Raw genomic sequence first — 17,990 nt, 5'->3', positions numbered from 1 at the left:
CCCTACGTCGCCGGGTACTGGCAAGCCTCATGACCAGCCGGAACACCACGCCATCGAGCGATGACGAACTACCAGAAACTCACAAACCGGCCTCTCAAGACGCAGTGCGCCTCAAACGGTTTCATGATTCCTCGCGAGAGCGAACGGTGCATGCCGTCTTATGGTTCCTTGGAGTGCTCCACGTCGACGACTCCAGAGATCCTGCCTCCTCGGCTCCGGAGCATGTACGGAAGGGCCCGACTATCGGCGTGTTCTACTTGCCGGCCGGCCCGTAACGGACGAAGGTGAGCCGCACCCCGTTGGTCTGAACAATCAGGTGTTCGCGGTCCGCTGACAGGACGGTGACGTGCGCAGCCTGCCCGCCCGCGGCCATGGTCATCGCGTCGATACCGGTGATGGCGGCCAGTTTGACGGGGTCGCTCCCTGCGTACCCCGCGGGGATGGTGATCGGCTCGGCGACGTCGAACCCGATGCTGGTGGTGGTGATGTGCCCGTTGGTTACGTTTACGTCGTCGGATGCGAGGAGCTCGCCATCGGCGGTCAGGTCGAGCCACGCGTCGACGGACGAAGGGATCTCGGTGGTGCCCCGATCGTCGGTCACGGCGGTGAGACGCCAGCGGCTGCCCACGAACGCGACGCTCGGACCGGACCTATCCCACTGGGCACGGGCCAGCGGGGATGCCGAGCGCGGCAACCGCGACGGCACCGGCGCCGACAATCAGCGCGGTCCGTCGGGTCCGCGGGCTGGGCGTTGGGGTGTTGGTCCCGTCTTTACCAGGCACGATTGCCGCTCCACCACTCGCGATTTCTGCTCACGCGGCTGACGGTAGGCGGTAATCAACACCTTCGCCTCCCCAGCCCAGCCGACCTCACTTCCAAACGGGGGACGGGTCTGCGCCAGAACCGGACAGGAGCGACGACGCCAGTCAATGCACTCCGCAAGCGCCGGATTTCCATCCAGCGGCATTACTCTGCTGCCGCAGATAATGCGCGCGGGTCATTCCGCGCGGACAGGGTCCCGAATTTCGCCACCGTGTGCCCCCGGTAGGGGCCGGGTGTGACGCCCCGCCGTCAGGGCGGGCTTGACCCGGCGCGCGGATGTGGCGGGAATCGCGCCTGTCCGGCACGAACCGATCATGACCGCTAGGGGGATGATCATGACCCGTCCGCGTTCTCAAGATCCGCTACCGCTGATAGATGCGCTCAGCACCGTCCGCGATGCCGTAGGGCGCTGCCATCCGATGCTCGTCAACCCAGGCCCGTCCGTGATTGAGGCCATGATCAATACCGCGACCGCCATGAGTGAACTGACCGAGCTTCTGCTCCGGGAAGCGGCGCCACCCGCCGACCACGAGGAGCCCGGGACCGGAGAGGCATTGGAACGCGCGACAGATCTCGCGGGCGACGCTCGCCGCCACCTCGTGACCGCTTGGCACCTGATGGCTGGTGTCCGAGCTATCGCGGCCAATGTCGCAGAAAATCGATAGGGGTTGAAGGCCATGACGACGAGATCGTGTTCCCAACTCCCGTGTGCACGGACACGACGCCGCACGCAAAGCACAGGATCGTCGGCACCTGGCGCGAGGAGTGCCCCGGCATCGAAGGCCCCGCAATTCAGCACAACGCGACCGACGACTACGCATGCACCGAATGCGGCCATCGGGGGCGCGGCCAGGTCCCGGTGTGCTCTTACATAGGTTGCGATGACGAAGCCTCTTTGGCCTTCGCCAGGGCGAATCAATAGCGGATGAAGCCGCCAACTCCTGGCCTGGTCCCTCGCCGCATGGCAGGGCACCAGGCCAGGATGCTTCAGCGACCGGCCGGTGCTGTGATCTTCATGTGGTCTGGGAGTTCTGTCTCCCACTCGCGGCGTTTGCGCCGTCCAAGGCCGGTGCTGGGCGGCACTCCGGCGGCCCGGGACAGTTCGGCCCCGGTGGGGACACGGCCGTGGACGGTCTCGTTGTCCCAGAACCGGCGCATTGCGGCGACAGCGGATCGGTCGGCTTCCTCATCGCCGTTCTCGCCGGGCGTGCCGTCGGTTTCCTCCGGCGTGGACCCCCATGATGCCGAGCGACCGTTCACGTCGGCTGCTCCAGCGGCCAATGGTGATCCGTTGCGGGATTGGGGTCTTTCGGGAGCTGCTTCCGGGGCGGGGGCGAACTCGTTGCCAGGCGAAGAAGTCCTGCCCTGGAACTCGGCCGCCGGAGCAAGATCGATCGTGCCAACCGGGAGTGACTGCGGCGCGGGCTCGGCCGTCGGTGTCCCGTCCTGGCGGGACCGGCCGTCCTCGGCAGCGCCGGCCCGGCCGAGGTAGCGCGGCGCCGGTGGGGCGTCGGTGTCCAGCCGCCAAGCGCTGAAGCGGGCGACGGCTTCCGGGGAGGTGGCGTCAACGACGCCGTACAGGGTGGCCATGTATGCCTGCACGGCTTCGCGTTCGTCGATGGCGCTCGGGAAGTCCGCGAGGCCGCTGTGTTCGGCGGCATGCATCGCGTGGCGGATGACCCGGTTGTGGGCTCGACGGATTCGCCAGGTAGCGGCCCGCTTGTTCTCTAGCAGGTAGAGGCGTAGCCGGGCACGCCCGAACTTGGCGCGGCGGCGGGCACGATCGACCTCGGAGACGTCGCGCCCCTGAGCCTCGGCCAGCCGCAACCACACGAGGACCCGCTCGACGGTGAAGGTCCAATGGATGCGGGACCTCGTGCTGCCGATCCGGACACTGCGCTCGGCAGCGAGGGCACGCTCCCACATCCACGCAGCGACCGGCGGTGCCGCCAGGCGCAGGCACAGTTCGCGGAAGCTGCTGGCGTCGAGGGCCGACAGGCAGGCGGTCAGCGCGGCGAGGACCCAGACCGCGACGCCGTCGACACCGGTGGTGCCCTTCTCCGGATCCCGCAACAGCCGCGCCCGTGCAAGCAGCGCGGACGTGAACAGCGCGACCTCGATGAAGCCGAAGAACGCGATTCGCAGGGGCGACGGGCCGAGGATGTCGGTGAAGAACTTCCACATGCCCGACGCGGAGACCATCGTTGCCAGGGCCGCGGCAATGACGGTCAGGATGTTCGCGACGAGCAGCGTCAGCCGGTGCTCGTTCAGCCGGCGTATGACGTACAGCACGAGGCCGAGCAAGGTCAAGAGAACGGCGCTGACCACGAGCGTGTGGTTCTCGTGGTAAACCGCGCGGAGGTCGTCGAGGTTCACAGTCGGTTCCGGTTCTGCCGATGTGCGCTGGTCACGGCCATACCAGGACGGTCATGGCGGAGGCGATCAGGAAAGGACCGAGAGGCAGAGTCGAGCCAGGGGGAAGGCGGCGCATCTTGCGTCGCGCGATCGCGAACAGGGCGGCGGAGCCGAAGCCCAGGAGCACCCCGGTGTAAACGGACCACCAGCTTTCCCACCCGAGGGCAGCGGCGAACGGCACCACGAAGCCGACGTCACCCCAGCCGAGCTGTCCGTGCGCGGCGACGGCCAGGATGGCAAGCAGCACAGCGAGAACGATGGCGGCGGTGGCGGCACGTCGCCAGGCGTGCCAGTCAGCGGCGGCGGCGAGCAGGATCAGGACTCCGGCAGCCGAGGCGATGGAGATTCGCAGCGGCAGCAGCATGACCGCCAGGTCCACGAAGGCAAGCACGATCATGGTGGCGGTCCACCAGGCATACGCGGCGAGCGCCCATCCGCTCGGGCCGGTCAGTGCGAGCGCGATGGCCGCGAGTCCGGCAGTGGCTTCCACCGAGTACGGAGGTGCCCCGATGCGCTGACCGCATCCGGAACATCGGCCGCTGGGTCTGGTGGCGTTGGGCCACAGCGCGTGGCCGCAGGCGCAGGTGGCCCGCCAAGGGTCGTCGTCGTGCACGCTGTGTACGGCGATGGCCCAGCGCGTTAGAGGCGTGATCGCGAGCGCGGGCAGTAGCCGAGGGCAGCGGCGAACGAGGGTTTGGATCATTTATTGTCCAGGCTGGTGCGCAGCTTGTTGGCCAGTTCGATCGTGTCTTCGCGGGGTTCGGCGTCCAGGTCGGCGAGGGCCTTGGTGACAGCGCGGAGCAGGGTCCGGATCCCGGCGGCATCGGCCAGGGCATGGCGGGCGTGCATCGCCTTGACGTAGAGGGCCTCGCTGTAGCGGTCCAGGCCGATTGCCCTGTCGAGTAGGTCGGATGCGGCCTGCGGGTCGCTGTCGAGCAGGTCGTCGGCGAGCATCAGGTGGGCTTCGGTGCTCCAGCGGCGCACTGTCTCGCGGTGCGGCTGGATCCACTCGTAGTCCTGGCCCTCGGCGAGCGGAGCGGCGCACAGGTCGCAGGCGGCGGTGAGCAGTTCGCGGCGGCGCGGCTCGGTGGCGATAGTGGCCTTGCGCATCAGGTCCCGCAAGGTCCAGACGTCGATGTCCACGGTTGCGGGATCGAGCCGGTACCGTCCGGCGGACTTGATGACGTAGGCGTTCTTGGTCACAGCGGTGCCGGCGCGGCCGAGGACGTGGCGCAGGTTCGAGGCGTTGGTGTGCACACGCTGGTCGGCCTGGCTGACCCGCGCATCGGGTTCGAGGTATTCGCCGATTTCGCGGGTGGCGGCTCCATCGGGATGGACGGCGAGATACACCGCCAGTTCGAGCGCCTTGGCTCGCAGTGGCCGGCCTTCCGCGGTGATGTCTTCGATGCGGGGCTGGCCGAGGACCCGTAGCCTCGCCCGGCCTCCTGGGGAGGCTTGTCCGGCGGCGAGAACGGTGGGTGGCGTCGTGTCGGTCGGCTTGTTCTCCGTACGGCTGGCGTGCAAGGGCACGACGGTGACCGGGAGCGCCGGTGAGGTGATGGCGGGCGGCTCACCGGTCTGGGACTCGCGCAGCGTGGTCAGGACCTGAATCGCCGCAGCTGGCTCGAGAACGGGCAGCCGGGGCGGCACCGGCTCGATGGCCTGACCGGCGACGAGCTTGGTGTATCCGTTGAGGGCGACCTCGACCGTGGCGCCGTGAGCCCATTCGCCGAGCAGCAGCGCGGACACGTGCAGTCCTTCGCCCAGCGCCAGAGCGACCTTGGCGCGCATGCGGGCGCCGGCGGGCGGAGTCTCGGCGATGAGCATGACCGGCGGGAGAGCTTCCTCGTCGGGCGCTGTCTTACGCAGTTCGCCGAGATCGGTGAGGGTGTGTTCGTCCAGGATGCGGCTGCGGTGCAGCAACCGGGCTTCGGCGGCGGTGAGGGCGTCGTCGATGCTGTCGGTGACATGTAGGCGCGGCCACGGGCCGAGGGTGACGAAATCGGGGCCGAGCAGGGTCGCCAGGGTGGTGGCGTCGGTGATGACCTCGGCACGGGTGTCGGGGTGGTGCGGGCCGCCGGAGGCGAGCACGGCCACGAGCGCGGCGCGGGCGGCCCCGGTTGCGCCGTCGCCGGTCAGACCGGTTCCTCCTGGCGGCAGGGGTGCGAGCTCGGGCAGCCCCGGCGGCTCCGACTCGCTGTCGTGGTGCGCCAGTTCGGGTCTGCGGTCCACCGCGCGGCGCAGGGTGGCCACCGGCGGCGGAAGCTCGGTCGGGGGATCGTCGTCGGATTCCCCGGTGAACCGACGGCGGCGCTGCTGCCAGACCAGGAGCGCAGCGGCGCTGATCGCGGCGGCCAGCGTCCACGAGACCCAGCTCGACGGCGAGAGTCGCACGCCGTGCTCGTCGCTGGACGCAGCCGGTCCCGGGCTGTCGGCTGACGACGCGGCCGGGGCCGCAGCGGTCGCATTCGTTCTCGACGAGGTGGCCGGAGCAGTGGTCGTGGCGCTGGCGGTCGAGTTCGACGTGGCGGGTGCGCTGCTCGCTGCCTGTGGCGGTGATGGTGTGCTGGATCCTGGCGGGGTCGCCGTCTTGGTGGGGGCGACTGGTGGTGGGCCTGCTGGTTGATGGGTCTGGGCGGGCTTGACTCTGGCGGGCGGTTTGGCGTCGGCGGGCAACCGGAGATCCCAGCCTGGAAAGATCAGGTTGCAGTCACGCAGTGTGCCGCCGACCTGGGAGAAGTGCCGGTGCTTGTTCATCTGACAGATCTCCGGCCAACGATCGGCATCGCCCAGCCAGGCAGCGGAGATCTTGGACAAGCTGTCGGCGCGCTTGACGACATACACATACGTCTCGTCACCGACGTGGATGGTGGCGGGTCCTTCGCTGACCGTGGCCAGAGCGGCGGTGGGCAGGACCCGCGGTGGGATGGCGGCTCCGGAGGCGGCGTGTGGGCTGGCGGCGGCTGCCGTCGCGGTGAGGACGGTGCCGAGCAGCATGGAGCTGACCAGGATCGATGCCGTGTTCCGCAGGGGGTTGCGGTGTGGGCGAAGGTGCAGGTCTTTCACGCCTCGGATGGTGTCGCGTAGCTCGGCGTAGACGGCCTGGGCGAACGCTGCCCAGACCAGCCAGATCGCGATGGCCAGCAGGTTGACCACCATGCGGTCGGTGACTCCGCTGGTGAGGGCAGCGGTGAGGCTGTCTTGGCTTGGGACGCTACGGGGTAGCGGCCAGCCCACAGCGATCGCGAGCCAGGCGGGGATTCCGGCGACCGCCGTGATCAGGAGGCTGCCTGCGCTGATGCGGATGGCCGCGCGGCCGAGCCAGGACAGCATCGGGGCCTCCTTCGAGGTTTACGGAGTGATCGCCGTGGCGGTCGCCGTGGCGTGGACCGGGATGATGCGGATGCCGATCAGATCGAGCAGTTGCGTTGGCTGGGAGGTGGTCACGCTGACCGTCACCGTGTCTGCGGTGACCGTTACGGTGCCGGGTAGTCCGGCACGAGCGATCCAGCCCGCTGCCGCCGTGCGGGCCTTGGTCGGATCGATGCGGATGATGCCGCTGATCCGCAGAGCGGCCAGGTCGAGTTCGCGTGCCCCGGCGCGGGCGGCAGCGTTGGCGACTGCCCTGGCGTTGACCTTGGTCGACACGGCGAGTCCGGCGTCCAGCACGAGCCCGGACAAGGCCAACGCGGCGGCCAGCCACACGACGGTGAACGCGGTGACCGTGCCCCTGTCGGCAGCGTGGGTACGACGGTGCGGCATGCGGGTGGTGGGTGCTGACGAGGAGAGATGGGCCGTGTCACCGGTGCTGGCTTGGGCTTCGGGCGTCGCGGTCAGCGCTCGCCGCCGGGTGGCTAGAGCAGCCAGGAGCTGAGCTCCGGCCCCGCCCAGATGGCCCACGCGGTGGCCAGCCCTGTCGCGACGACGAATGCCAAGATCATGGACGGGATGGTGGCTGAAGGCGGGGTCGCCATCATCGCCCGGGCGAACTCCCAGGCGTAGCGCATTTCCTCGCGATCGTTGGCTAGCAGCGCGCGGCATTGGTCACCTCCTCAGTGGGGTCGTGGGCGTGGGCGACGAGGCCCACGATGAACCCGGCCCACTGGCGCGTCCAGGGCGGCCCCGATGCCGTCCGGGCCGGACGTAATGGGCGGGTCTGCGTCCGTCATTGGTTGATCGCTCGGTAGATGTCGATGGGTTCGGTCGCCGTGGCGTGGGCGGTCTTGGTCCCGCCGATGCTGGGAATCCCGAGTTCCGCCATCGGCAGGACGCAGGCTGCGCGGACGGTGACGGAGCCGCCGCGTCTGAACTGGCCTGTGTCGGTCGTCGCGGTGCAGGTGAACCGGCTGCCGGAGGCCATCGCAGCGGCGGCTCTGGTCGCGGCCGTGCGTGCTGCTCCCGGCGTCGGTGCATCGGCGGCGGCGCGGGCGGCAGCGGCGGCGACTGCGTGGGCGTCGATCGATACGGAGGCGGCCCGGCCGCAGAACACGATGAACATCGCCATGAGGATGAGGAACGGCACGACGAACACAGTGAATTCGCTGATGATCGAGCCACGGTCGCCGGCCGGGTACCGGCGACGAAGCAAACAGGAGTCGCTTCTCACGGCCACCTCTCTTCGGTTCCAAGCTGATCAGGCTCAGAAATCGTGAACTGGTGCTAGCTCGGCGGGATCCGCTCGACCGGCGCGGTGACGGTGACCCGGATCGGAAAGGTCAGACCGGGGATGACGGCCGGGGCGTGGCCGGTGATGGTGATCGTGGCGGCGGTGGCGCTGCGGCTTGCGCTGACCGTTGTTCCGGACAATGCGCCGCCGGAGAGGTCTCGCAGCAGTGCCTCGGTGTCGGACCTTCCGGCGGCGGCGCTGCTGTTGTAGGCCCGTGCGATCTGCATGCCTTCGTTAGCGGCGGCTTGTGCCATGTGGCTGGCGTGCTGCCAGAGCGCGAACTGGACGGCGGCCATCAGCAGCAGGCCGAGCAGAGGGAGGGCCAGTAGCAGCTCGACGCTGGCCGCCCCTCTGTCGCGCTGGCGGCGTGACGCCCGAGAAGTCACAGCGTGACGCCGTTGATCTTCGCCAAGACTTTCGGCCCGAGGATCGCCAGCGCCGCGAGGGCGAGCGCGACGATGAAGGCTGTCACGGCGATCATCTCGGTGGAATAGCCGCCGTTGACGTGCTCCCGACGGGATCGCTCCCGGATCTGCTGTGCGTACGCCGTGGCATACGCGGCCAAGTAGTTCAACATGGTGGATGCCTCCCGTGAGGTGGACCGGCCCGGTGGGTTCCGAACCGGAGAGGGTTCTAAAACGCGCCGAGGATCGTCGCGAACGCGGGGAAGATCAGGAAGATCATGAAGCCGCCGAGCAGGCAGACCAGAGGGAGCACCATCCGTTCGGTGGCCGACGCGGCGGTGGCCTCGGCCTCGGCGAGTTGGTGGGTCATCAGCGCCGACGACCGCGCGGACAGGGTCGACTTGATCCGGGCTCCCTCGCTGCCCGCCATCGCCAGCGCTGCCGACAGCTCCGCCAGGGCGGTCAGTCCCGCAGTCTCACCCAGTGCACCAAGGGTTTGCCACGGCGGCACCCGTCGCAGGTGGGCTGCTTCGACGGCCTGCCTCAGGGCGGTTTGCGCCCACCCGTCAGCCTCGTCCGTGGCATCGCGCAGCGCCTGCTCCACGCCCGCGCCACCGGCGAGGGAGATCACGACCAGGTCGAGCATTTCCGAGACGGCCTCGTTCAGTTCGGCCCGGCGTTTGACGGCTTCGGATGCCACGGCCAGGTCCGGCACGAACGCGCCGAGCGCGCCGAGGACCAGCGCGGCCCACACCGGGAGCTGCCATCCGATCGGTGTGCCGCCGAGGGTTACCAGAGCGACGAACGCTGGCGGCAGCAGGAAGCCCAGTAGCGCCATCGCCGCCTGCTCGGCCAGGTGCCGGCGGGGGTCTCGGCCGCAGATCCCCAAGTCGGCGCGGACCTTGGCGCGGGGCAGACCGAGTCGTTCCAGCAGCGGTGCGAATGGACGTCCCAACAGCGCCAACTGCCGGGAGTCCTCCGGAGCGATGAACGGCCGCGCGTAGACGGTCATCCCCGTAGTGCGGGGATGCAACGCGGCGAACGCCTGCGCCAGGGTAGGTCGGGCCGGGAATGCATACGCGGCGAGCATCGCCAGGCCGAGCCCGACCCCCGCGCCCAGCACGGTTGCGGCGATCACGACCGGGCTCCCTCAGTCACGCCGATGCGGGCGAGGCGGGCGATCCCCAAGAACCCGATCGCGAACATGGCACCGACGACCACCAGGGTGAGCTGACCGGCGAGGCTGCGGTACGGGACCAGGAAGGTGGGGTTGAACACGATCAGCCCGACCGCCATGACGACCGTAAAAGCGGTGATCACTCGGGCGTTTGTGCGGATCTTCGCGTGCCCGGGTTCGATCTTCAGGCGCAGAGTCGCGCGGGCGCGTGCCCGGCTGGCCAGCTCGGACAACAGCTCAGCGAGTTGCCGGGACTGGCGGGTAGAGGCTTGGATCAGCGCCCGCACCACCAGACGACCGGTCCGGTCGTGCAATCGGGCACGTAGCTCTGCCAGCGCGATCGGCAGCCGGTGGCCGAGGCGCACGGCAGCGGCGAGGTCGTCGATCTCGGTCTTGATAGCGGCCGGCGCGTGCGGGGCGGTGACGAGGATGGACTGTTCGAGTCCGGACGCGCCGGAAAGGTTGTCACGCAGCATCTCGGTCCACACGGCCACGGCCTCGGTGCGCGCGAGGTCGCGGGCCGCCTTCTTATTCGTGCCGAGCGCGATCGGCAGCGCGTAAGCGCCGACCCCGGCGAGGATCGCACCGACCGGCCAGCGGGTCAGCAGCCCCGCCAGTGCGGCCACGGCCAGGGCCACGGCGAGGCGGACGAGGTGCTCACGGGTGAACCGGATGCCGGAGGTACGGCGCCGGTCACTGGCGGCCGGTCGGCGAAGTCCGGCGAACATGGCCAAGAAGCCCAAGCCGACTCCGGCTCCGAGCAGGGCGGAGAGCGCGGTCACCGTTACCACCCGATCCGGTCGATGATGTGCGGGTCGAGCCCGGTGGCTTCCAGACGATCCAGGGTTTCGGTGCGCATCGGTGTGTTCGCCACTGCTCGCCGTTCATGGCCGGGCCGCCACACCTCGTTGGAGAGCACGTCGCCGTCGTCGAAGCCGACGACCTCGCGAACGCTGGACACGACCCGGGTCTTCTTTGGTGTCCAGTCCAGGTGCACGACCAGATCCAGCGCTTCGGCGATCAGCATCGCGCTCGCATCGAAGTCCAGCTTCTCGGGCGACTGCTTGGCGTACAGCTTCATTCGCGTGAACACCTGCGAGCTGGAGGACGCGTGGATGGTGGCGAAGGAGCCGTCGTTGCCCTGACTCATGGCTTTGAGCAGGTCGATCACTTCGTCGCCGCGGGTCTCACCGACGATCACCCGATCCGGGTCGAGTCGCAGCGCGGTGTGCACCAGCGCCGTCATCGGGACGGCACCGACGCCTTCCAGATTCGGTCGCCGTGCCTGGAACATCACGACGTTCGGGTGCGATACCGGGTCTTTGAGCTCCAGTTCGTACTGATCCTCGATGGTGACCAGCCGCTCATGCGCGGGAATGGCGCGGGCGGCTGCCCTGGCGAAGGTCGTCTTGCCGGTGTTGGTGCCGCCCGCGAAGATGATGTTGAGCTTGGCGCGCATCGCGGCCTGGATGATCCGGCACAGCGGCTCGTCGAGCATGTCCCTGTGCATCAGGTCGTCGAGGTCGGCGTTGAACATCGTGGGACGGCGGATCGCCAGCGCCGGTCGGCTCGACACCGACATCGTCGCGCACAGCCTTTCCCCGTCACGTAGCCGCATGTCGAGTACCGGGTTGGTGCGGTCGAAGGTCCGTTCCTCGCCTCGGCCGGACAGGTCGTCACCCAGCGCCGCCTCGGCGGCTAGCGCCCGGATCATCTCGATCATGGCCTCATCGGATTCGGCGATCGGTGGGCCGACCTCCGTCTTGCCGCCGACGTAGCGGATGAAGACCTCGTCGGCGCCGTTGGCGTGGATGTTTTCGATCTCGGAATTGCTCAGCAGCTGTTGCAGGCCGCCCGCACCAACGATGTGATCGATGACCGCTCGGGCCACCCGGGCTTCGGCCTCGGCGGACAGCGGGGCATGCCCCGCGTCGAGGGCCTGCCGGGCCAGGGCGTCAAGGGCTTCGGCTGTGTATCGCTCGGCGAGGACGCGCCGTTCGGTCGCGGGCAGCAGACCGCCTCCGGCGTGGGCGCCCAGCGCCTGATTCACTTGGGCGCGCAGTTCGGCGACGAAATCGGCCTCAGATTGAGGGCTGGTCATCGGTGCTCACCTCACACGGGAGTTGCCGTTGCGGTTAAGGGATGCGGCCAGGGAGCGCGCGGTTGCGGGCAGGCCGAGGCGGTTCCACGCCCGGCCGATCCGGCGCTTGCCCGCGATGATCTCGGCGCTGTGCCGGTCCCACGGCATCTGCGCGATCAGCGGCACGTGGACGGTATTGGCGAGGTCCTCGTAGGAGTAGCCGAGAGGGCCGACGGTGACCAGGCGCGCCCGGTCGCTGGGGATCTCGGCCAGCGATAGGCGCAGCAGCGACAGAGCATCGCCGCCGGCTACGACGAGCACCGCATCCGCAATCTCCAGCAACGGCAGCGCCGGAGAGCCGGGTTCCAGACGGCCGAGATCGAGTACGGCCGGACGTTCTTTGGCCCAACGCGCGGGTTCAATGTCCGCCAGCAGCCCGATCGCTGCGCTGGCCTGCGGCCGTCCGGCAGCGGCCAGGACGACGTCGATCCCGAAGGGCAGCCGGGTGGTGTGCTCCGCAGGGTCGACGTGCCCGCTGCGGCATGCGTTGGCCAATGAAGCCAGACCGGGGTTGTCGGGCAGGCCGTGCCAGCCACCAAGGTCCCCGCCGGCCGGGTCGGCCTCGATCAGCAGCGCGGACTCTTCCGGCCAAGCGGCCGTGAGCGCGGCGGCGAAGGTGGTGGCCCCGCCGGATTTGACGGAGGTGACGGCGACCAGCATCTCAGCCCGCTACCAGGATGAGAGACAAGTCCGCGCCCGCCCTGGCCAGCTTCGCCGCATCGGCGCGTGTGAGCAGCAGCGAAACGACGGTGGTTCCGGTGCCATCGGCACCTGCAGCGATGTCGACCACCGTTGCAGCGACAGGCGCTGATGCCAATGTCGAATCGGTGGCTCCCGTGACGTCGCTCTTGGCGACGGCCACCACCAGCGCGTGGCTGCCGGGTGCCAAACCTGCTGGGACACCGCCCGGCTTGAACACCGCCGCAACAACCGCTTCTCTGGCGGCAGGCCAGGCAACCGGGCCGAGCTGCGACTCCGTCAGCAGCGTGTCGGGTGCCAGGGGAACTGCCGGGCTTCGGCCGATCACCTGATCCACCTGCACGGCCTTGACCAGTGGCACACTGGGGTCGGGCACGACGCGGACGGCCTTCAAATCCGCGGCGGACAACGGCTGCCCGGCAGCCACCGAGCGGGCGACCGCCAGTACCTGAACCCGGGCGTCACCGCTGAGCTGGACCATCGCGAAGAGGCCCGCGCACAGCAATACCGAAAGCAGCCCACCGATCAGCAAGGACCAGCGCCGCTTCGGCTGTATCGCCGGACTGGGACTCGGCCGGGCCGGCGTGGCCAGCTGAGACTCAACGACCACAGTCATGGATCTCACCCCCGTAGCGAAACGCGAATCTCCGTCCTACCGGAGGACGAAGTAGGTTCGCTACGGACAACCGTGTACGTAGGTCATCTACGTACACGATGTAAGTTCATTAGAGAAATTCCAACATCATAGGGAGCCCAAGGCGGGGCCAGCCATTTATATAAGTGACGCGTCAGGATGCTTTTACGCGCCCGATGGCTCCATAGATGGCCACATCCTCGACGGTCGGTCGCGGCTGAGGCGCTTCATCAGCCCACCAGTGTGCGATTGATTGAATGCCGGGATCCATTAAGTCCAGGCCGGTCATAAAATCCGCTAGTTCGTCACGTGAGCGAGCACGGAAGCGCCCATCGCGGTTTGGCTTCTCTAATCCCGAAAGAGCTGCGGAAGGCATGTGATCGAAAGTGACATGTGAAATAACTACCCAGCTTCCGGGCGCTAGAGAGCCGATGATTCTGGTAATAATTCCCTTCGGGTCCTCGTCGTCGCGAATGAAGTGAAGGACTGCAACCAAGATTATCCCAATAGGTTTAGACAGGTCAATTGTGCTGCGAAGCTGATCGTCGTTTAGGATGCCTTCTGGGTCGCGCAGATCGGCGTTGATGTAGGCAGTCTTCCCCTCAGGAGTGCTGGTGAGTAGCGCACGGGCATGGGTAAGTACAAGCGGATCGTTATCGACATACACCACCTGCGCTGCGGGGTCGATTGCTTGCGCAATCTCATGAGTATTTGGTGAGGTCGGTATACCGCTTCCAATGTCTAGGAATTGGCTGACACCTTCGCCGGCCAGGTACTTGACAGCGCGCTGAAGAAAGCCCCGATTTTCTCGAGCGGCAAGCCTAACAGTCGGCATCACGGCCTCGATCTCGTGTGCCGACTCCCGGTCGGCGGCGAAGTTATCCTTTCCGCCGAGCAGATAGTCGTAACGTCGCGCGGGATGCGGCACAGTTGGATCAATCGCAGCGGCGCGCTCCTGCGAATCACTTATCGGCATTTCAATCCGCCGTTCTTTCACCTGAAAGTTTTCAGGATTAGTGAGGCTGTCGACTTCATCGATCAAACGTAGAACGGTCTTGCCTAAGTCGGTAAGCGCCCAAAGCTTCTTCGTTGTATTCGGCTGTGACAGCTGTTCGACGAGTCCTTTCGATCGGAGTATGCGCAACTCCGTGCTTATCGTGCCGTCACCGGGTGAAGATTCCCTTAGCTTCACTAAGCCATCGCGAATGTCGGCGTACCGAGCCGGCCCGGAGCCTAAGACTTTTAGAATCGGCACATGCCAAACGCGGGTGAGTGTTTCCTTGAATAGGCTCTGAAGATCAAGTGTCACGAACATTCCCTATCCCGCGTGCGTCCTGCACTGCCCGTGGCTCGTACTTAGCCAGCGCCGACACCGTCCATCACTTAGCGATCATGTTACATCGCCGGCAGTGGATGTGTCAGTCTCAAGAGGCCCCCTCGACCTCCGCGAACGACGACCTTTGGCTTGGCTCATGTCGAGCTTCGCCTCCACAGGAGTCGCACAGGTAAAGAGGCTCTAGCGCTGGGCTACTCAGCGCTACAAAGCTACGCCAAGGTTCATCTGGGTCGATCTTGATCAGGGAATTCGAGGACGAGCGGGGGGCTTGATGTCGGCGCCCAGTTGTTACTGACAGTAACATCGCGTTCCGTATCGATGACTGCCGAAGTAAACACCTCGCTAGAACGGCGCGTTTCTAGGAGCGCATTGGAGTAAGCGCGTCTTAGGCGCCGTAGCGCCAGCTCCGCGCTATGCGGTAGACCAGACGGTGCGCGCCGTTTCAAGATCGCCAGAGTCGCGCTTCGGGCGGGTGGAGCATTCGTTTGCATGGCGCATCAACCCACCGTCCCGGTACGGCAGGATGACGAGTTGGGGGCCTTCAAAATTGACATCGAGCAGCTACTGCGTATTGCAGACTTGTTTCGTTTTCGCTGGGATCCGCCGATCTTGGCGGCCCTCGCTGAGATGCCGTGCAGGTTCCGCGCGCTGCACAAAAAGCTGGAGGTGCACGTTGGCGAGCACGTCGACGACAACGCGCTAACGAGAAGCCTGTATCGCCTGACGCGTGCCGAGCTAGTTATGATCGACAGTGTTCAATCGGGTCGGCGGTCGATCAAGATGTACAGCCTCGGCGACAAAGGCCGTGAGCAGTTGGCTACCTACGAGGCGATCGTCGCTGTCTACACGCACCTGACCTACCGCAAGAGGAACGTGACGGAGCTTGTTCCGTGCACAGGCCCGCACCAGGCGATCCAGACTGAGGCCACCGACAATCTGTACGTGCACAAACGTCAGTAGCACACCCGCAGGGATCTCGGGTAGGAAGGAGCGCTCGGGGCCTCTCGCGTTGGAGGGCAGACATGAGACGCACGAACAATCCACGATCGACACTGGCAGCCGTGCTGGCAATGGCGCTGATCCCGCTGGCGGCATGCACGGATAGCGATCCGTCACCGGTCCAGATGCCAACCACTGGTGTCTCCGCGCCAGCCCCGGTCCCTTCGAGCCCGCCATCGGTGTCGTCCGCGGCGCCGGTGACACCCGCGGATGCCAAGCAGCAGGCGCTCGCAGCCTATTTGGGTATGCAGGACGCCTTCGCCGCCGCCAGCCGGACCAGCGATCCCGACTACCCGGACCTCCGCAAGTACACCACCGGAACGGCGCTCGACCTGTTCACGACGGCGCTGACCAAGCGGAAGAAGCAGGGAGTCGTCACGCGGGGCGACACCATCAGTCACGCCAAGGTGACGTCGGTTAGCCCGGCGAAGGCTCCCACCCAGGCTGTGATCGAGGACTGCATGGACACCCGCAAGACCGCGCTCTACAAGGCGAACGGCGATCCAGTGTCATCGGAAAAAGGCGGATTCCGGCTAGCACTAGCGGACCTCAAGTTCACCAACGGCGCGTGGAAGGTAACCGCTCTAGCCGTACGGGGGGTGGGGTCATGCAGGCCCTGAAGCGTCTTCTTCTCCCGGTGCTGGCGGTCGTGGTGCTGGTCGCCGCCACGCCAAGCGTGAGCCGCGCCGATGATGGCTGGGGAGGGGTCGACTGTTCTACGTCACCAGGCAATCCCCGGTGCACAGTCGAGGTCGGCTACACCGGCGGCGGCAGCAGTCACGGAGGTGGCGGTGGCAGCATCTCCTGCACCATCGGCGGCCAGGCCGTGGAGTGCTACAACTCCTTCGGCTGGCTTGGCAGCGATGGCTGCTACTACGGCAAGGACTCCGGAGGGTTCCTACCCGCCAACGAGTGGATAAGGACGTGCATTAATCCCACGACCGACGAGGTGCTCAGCGTGAGCACTGTGATACTCGACGCGCCACCCGTCGCGCTCGGCGTCCTCACCCAACGTGCCGTCGACAGTCTGGAGATCCCCAGGCCCGTCATCGCGTCCAATCCCAAGTTCACCGTCAAGCAGGTCGTCTGGGTTCCTGTGTGGTGGTGGGTGCAACCTGGCTGGTGGCAGACCCAGACGGCGTCCGCTTCGGCAGGCGGACTGACCATCACTGCCCGAGCCGTACCCAAGAAGATCACCTGGAACGCAGGCGACGGCACTTCCACCAAGGTGTGCGAAGGCCCAGGCACTCCCTGGAGCCCGTCAGCTGGCATGGACACCGAGTCGCCGGACTGCGGGCACACCTACAAGGACCCCTCCGACGAAGGCGGCTACACCGTCCGCGCGGTCGCGACATGGGACATCTCCTGGAGCGGCGGAGGATTCTCCGGAACCGAACCTGCGATCACGACCGCCACCACCGCTAACGTCACCGTGACTCAACGCCGCTCCGTCGTGTCCGGATAGCCGGCACACCGAAGGAGCTTTCCCACGGACGAAGGTCCCGCCGGAGGTCCCCCGTCTCCGGCGGGACCTTCCTGATGCCGTCGGCTCGCCGAGCGCCCTGCGCGGTGAGCCGCTTTGTTTCCGAAACCAAGGGAGGTACGAGATGAACGAGACGCCCAACAGACAGCCCGACTCCGTACCGCGGACCGCCTATGACGGATGAACAACCGATCCGACGCCAGTGAGCAGCACAACGCCGCCAGGTCGAATCGGCGTCCGCCCGCCATGCACCGCGCCGCTGAGCCCCGAGGATCGTGAGCAGGCGGTCATGACGCTCACGGCGCTGATCACCGAGTGGTGGACTGATCACGTCAAACCACAGTGTCATTCCCAGGTTTCGCATCCCGACCAGCCGAGACGACGAAGGGCCGGTTCTGGAGCCAACCCTTGATCAACAGTCCGCCGAGGGTGCGGTTCGCGCACTGCTAACTATGGTGGACAATAGTAAGCAGAATAAGAACCGCATACCCACAGTTCAGGGCCCAATCGTGGCGCTACCGGCCGTACGCCGCCGCGCATCCTGACCGATTCACCACTCAGCCGCCGCAGCGCCGCCACTCCCACCCGGTCGATCATCACCATCGGCGCGCGGCATCAGGCAGCGTTCTCCACGCCGGCGGCCCTTCGTAGCGCGACAATCAGATTTTCGAGCGCGGTGTTGAATGTGACCAAGTATGGATCGTCGGGTGCCACGTTCGGCTGGCCATGCTCGTCGAGTGGGGATTCCTCGAGCGCGTGCCAGCGTAGCGCCGAGTCCGCATCTTGGAACGCATCCCACTTCCTGATGAGGTCGGCCGTGCCGAGCAGGTGGAGCCGACCGCCGATTGTTGCTGCTGTAGTCCAATCCGGGCTCACTCGGTTCGCCTCGTACGGATCGTCCGGATCGCCTGACCGTGCCATCTGCTGCTTGCGCGCGTACGTGAACTGCATCGCGTCGGCATAGACGCTCAGTTGCTGGTCGTAGCGCCTGGCCTGGGCCGCGTTCCGCGCGGCGAATCGGCCCTGCAGGACTGGGGAGAGGACCCCGACGGTGGTGGTAGCGATGAGTCCGGCGATCGAGACAACGACAGTGGCGTTCACGGCGCTGCAGCCTACGCGGTGATGTGCTGCCGCGAGAACGAGACGCTGGCGCAAGTCGAGATGGTCCGGGTAGCACCACGACTGGCAGCACGCGTAGTTGAAAGGCCAAGATCG

20 protein-coding genes are annotated in these 17,990 nt (G+C 66.8%); 4 read left to right on the top strand and 16 right to left on the bottom strand.

What is annotated here, in order from left to right; genetic code table 11:
* Positions 1–253: 253 nt before the first annotated feature.
* A complete protein-coding gene (locus CHC09_RS32625) occupies positions 254–628 on the bottom strand; it encodes a hypothetical protein (protein ID WP_089297096.1) in 375 nt (124 codons plus the stop codon).
* Positions 629–1,151: 523 nt separating this feature from the next.
* On the opposite strand from CHC09_RS32625, the gene CHC09_RS45590 reads away from it, so the two are divergent.
* Positions 1,152–1,487: a hypothetical protein gene (locus tag CHC09_RS45590; RefSeq protein WP_179277373.1), complete on the top strand. Its 336-nt coding sequence runs from the start codon at positions 1,152–1,154 to the stop codon at positions 1,485–1,487.
* Between the two features lie 322 nt (positions 1,488–1,809).
* On the opposite strand, the gene CHC09_RS32615 is transcribed toward CHC09_RS45590, so the two are convergent.
* The 14 genes from CHC09_RS32615 to CHC09_RS32555 form a co-directional block, all read right to left on the bottom strand.
* Positions 1,810–3,198: a hypothetical protein gene (locus tag CHC09_RS32615; RefSeq protein WP_089297094.1), complete on the bottom strand. Its 1,389-nt coding sequence runs from the start codon at positions 3,196–3,198 to the stop codon at positions 1,810–1,812.
* A gap of 31 nt (positions 3,199–3,229) precedes the next feature.
* Positions 3,230–3,727: a hypothetical protein gene (locus CHC09_RS32610; protein WP_089297093.1), complete on the bottom strand. Its 498-nt coding sequence runs from the start codon at positions 3,725–3,727 to the stop codon at positions 3,230–3,232.
* A gap of 209 nt (positions 3,728–3,936) precedes the next feature.
* Positions 3,937–6,570, bottom strand: a complete 2,634-nt coding sequence (locus tag CHC09_RS32605) for an AfsR/SARP family transcriptional regulator (protein ID WP_089297092.1) — start codon at positions 6,568–6,570, stop codon at positions 3,937–3,939.
* 18 nt (positions 6,571–6,588) lie between these two features.
* On the bottom strand, positions 6,589–6,999 hold the full coding sequence (locus CHC09_RS32600; protein ID WP_089297091.1) for a pilus assembly protein TadG-related protein: 411 nt from the start codon (positions 6,997–6,999) through the stop codon (positions 6,589–6,591).
* A 92-nt stretch (positions 7,000–7,091) separates the two neighbouring features.
* Complete coding sequence (locus CHC09_RS46675; protein WP_179277372.1) at positions 7,092–7,244, bottom strand: hypothetical protein; 153 nt, start codon at positions 7,242–7,244, stop codon at positions 7,092–7,094.
* A gap of 158 nt (positions 7,245–7,402) precedes the next feature.
* Positions 7,403–7,843 carry a pilus assembly protein gene (locus tag CHC09_RS32595; protein WP_143232721.1) on the bottom strand — a complete coding sequence of 147 codons (441 nt, stop codon included), beginning with the start codon at positions 7,841–7,843 and terminating at the stop codon, positions 7,403–7,405.
* Positions 7,844–7,896: 53 nt separating this feature from the next.
* Complete coding sequence (locus tag CHC09_RS32590) at positions 7,897–8,289, bottom strand: TadE/TadG family type IV pilus assembly protein (RefSeq protein ID WP_089297089.1); 393 nt, start codon at positions 8,287–8,289, stop codon at positions 7,897–7,899.
* Entirely contained in the window at positions 8,286–8,480 is a 195-nt protein-coding gene (locus CHC09_RS32585; RefSeq protein ID WP_089297088.1) for a hypothetical protein, read from the bottom strand. Before CHC09_RS32585 ends, CHC09_RS32590 begins: the two co-directional genes overlap by 4 nt.
* A 56-nt stretch (positions 8,481–8,536) precedes the next feature.
* The gene (locus CHC09_RS32580; protein ID WP_089297087.1) at positions 8,537–9,445 is read right to left on the bottom strand and encodes a type II secretion system F family protein; all 909 of its coding nucleotides are present in this window, start codon (positions 9,443–9,445) and stop codon (positions 8,537–8,539) included.
* The gene (locus tag CHC09_RS32575; protein ID WP_179277371.1) at positions 9,442–10,122 is read right to left on the bottom strand and encodes a type II secretion system F family protein; all 681 of its coding nucleotides are present in this window, start codon (positions 10,120–10,122) and stop codon (positions 9,442–9,444) included. Before CHC09_RS32575 ends, CHC09_RS32580 begins: the two co-directional genes overlap by 4 nt.
* Positions 10,123–10,268: 146 nt before the next feature.
* Positions 10,269–11,585, bottom strand: a complete 1,317-nt coding sequence (locus CHC09_RS32570; protein WP_089297085.1) for a TadA family conjugal transfer-associated ATPase — start codon at positions 11,583–11,585, stop codon at positions 10,269–10,271.
* Between the two features lie 6 nt (positions 11,586–11,591).
* The gene (locus CHC09_RS32565; protein WP_089297084.1) at positions 11,592–12,284 is read right to left on the bottom strand and encodes a hypothetical protein; all 693 of its coding nucleotides are present in this window, start codon (positions 12,282–12,284) and stop codon (positions 11,592–11,594) included.
* Between the two features lies 1 nt (position 12,285).
* Entirely contained in the window at positions 12,286–12,939 is a 654-nt protein-coding gene (locus tag CHC09_RS32560; protein ID WP_089297083.1) for an SAF domain-containing protein, read from the bottom strand.
* A 172-nt stretch (positions 12,940–13,111) separates the two neighbouring features.
* On the bottom strand, positions 13,112–14,266 hold the full coding sequence (locus CHC09_RS32555; protein ID WP_179277370.1) for an SAM-dependent methyltransferase: 1,155 nt from the start codon (positions 14,264–14,266) through the stop codon (positions 13,112–13,114).
* A 516-nt stretch (positions 14,267–14,782) separates the two neighbouring features.
* Here CHC09_RS32555 and CHC09_RS32550 point away from each other — a divergent pair.
* From CHC09_RS32550 to CHC09_RS47975, 3 genes are all read left to right on the top strand, one after another.
* Complete coding sequence (locus CHC09_RS32550) at positions 14,783–15,253, top strand: hypothetical protein (RefSeq protein ID WP_089297081.1); 471 nt, start codon at positions 14,783–14,785, stop codon at positions 15,251–15,253.
* Between the two features lie 62 nt (positions 15,254–15,315).
* Positions 15,316–15,912, top strand: a complete 597-nt coding sequence (locus CHC09_RS45585; RefSeq protein WP_143232719.1) for a hypothetical protein — start codon at positions 15,316–15,318, stop codon at positions 15,910–15,912.
* Positions 15,900–16,757: a hypothetical protein gene (locus CHC09_RS47975; RefSeq protein ID WP_239138656.1), complete on the top strand. Its 858-nt coding sequence runs from the start codon at positions 15,900–15,902 to the stop codon at positions 16,755–16,757. The genes CHC09_RS45585 and CHC09_RS47975 overlap by 13 nt, the downstream gene beginning before the upstream one ends.
* Positions 16,758–17,390: 633 nt before the next feature.
* On the opposite strand, the gene CHC09_RS32535 is transcribed toward CHC09_RS47975, so the two are convergent.
* Positions 17,391–17,876, bottom strand: a complete 486-nt coding sequence (locus CHC09_RS32535) for a hypothetical protein (protein WP_089297079.1) — start codon at positions 17,874–17,876, stop codon at positions 17,391–17,393.
* Positions 17,877–17,990 lie beyond the last annotated feature (114 nt).

It is taken from the genome of Actinoplanes regularis (assembly GCF_900188005.1).
Lineage (GTDB): Bacteria > Actinomycetota > Actinomycetes > Mycobacteriales > Micromonosporaceae > Actinoplanes > Actinoplanes regularis.
This window is presented reverse-complemented; position numbering and strand designations above follow the sequence as displayed.

What these genes read in the sequence shown, in the direction of transcription:
- CHC09_RS32600 (WP_089297091.1), bottom strand. Translation starts at nt 6,999, where the DNA reads ATGCCGCACCGTCGTACCCACGCTGCCGACAGGGGCACGGTCACCGCG.
- CHC09_RS46675 (WP_179277372.1), bottom strand. Translation starts at nt 7,244, where the DNA reads ATGCGCTACGCCTGGGAGTTCGCCCGGGCGATGATGGCGACCCCGCCT.
- CHC09_RS32560 (WP_089297083.1), bottom strand. Translation starts at nt 12,939, where the DNA reads ATGACTGTGGTCGTTGAGTCTCAGCTGGCCACGCCGGCCCGGCCGAGT.
- CHC09_RS45585 (WP_143232719.1), top strand. Translation starts at nt 15,316, where the DNA reads ATGAGACGCACGAACAATCCACGATCGACACTGGCAGCCGTGCTGGCA.
- CHC09_RS32605 (WP_089297092.1), bottom strand. Translation starts at nt 6,570, where the DNA reads ATGCTGTCCTGGCTCGGCCGCGCGGCCATCCGCATCAGCGCAGGCAGC.
- CHC09_RS32550 (WP_089297081.1), top strand. Translation starts at nt 14,783, where the DNA reads ATGGCGCATCAACCCACCGTCCCGGTACGGCAGGATGACGAGTTGGGG.
- CHC09_RS32570 (WP_089297085.1), bottom strand. Translation starts at nt 11,585, where the DNA reads ATGACCAGCCCTCAATCTGAGGCCGATTTCGTCGCCGAACTGCGCGCC.
- CHC09_RS47975 (WP_239138656.1), top strand. Translation starts at nt 15,900, where the DNA reads ATGCAGGCCCTGAAGCGTCTTCTTCTCCCGGTGCTGGCGGTCGTGGTG.
- CHC09_RS32565 (WP_089297084.1), bottom strand. Translation starts at nt 12,284, where the DNA reads ATGCTGGTCGCCGTCACCTCCGTCAAATCCGGCGGGGCCACCACCTTC.
- CHC09_RS32585 (WP_089297088.1), bottom strand. Translation starts at nt 8,480, where the DNA reads ATGTTGAACTACTTGGCCGCGTATGCCACGGCGTACGCACAGCAGATC.
- CHC09_RS45590 (WP_179277373.1), top strand. Translation starts at nt 1,152, where the DNA reads ATGATCATGACCCGTCCGCGTTCTCAAGATCCGCTACCGCTGATAGAT.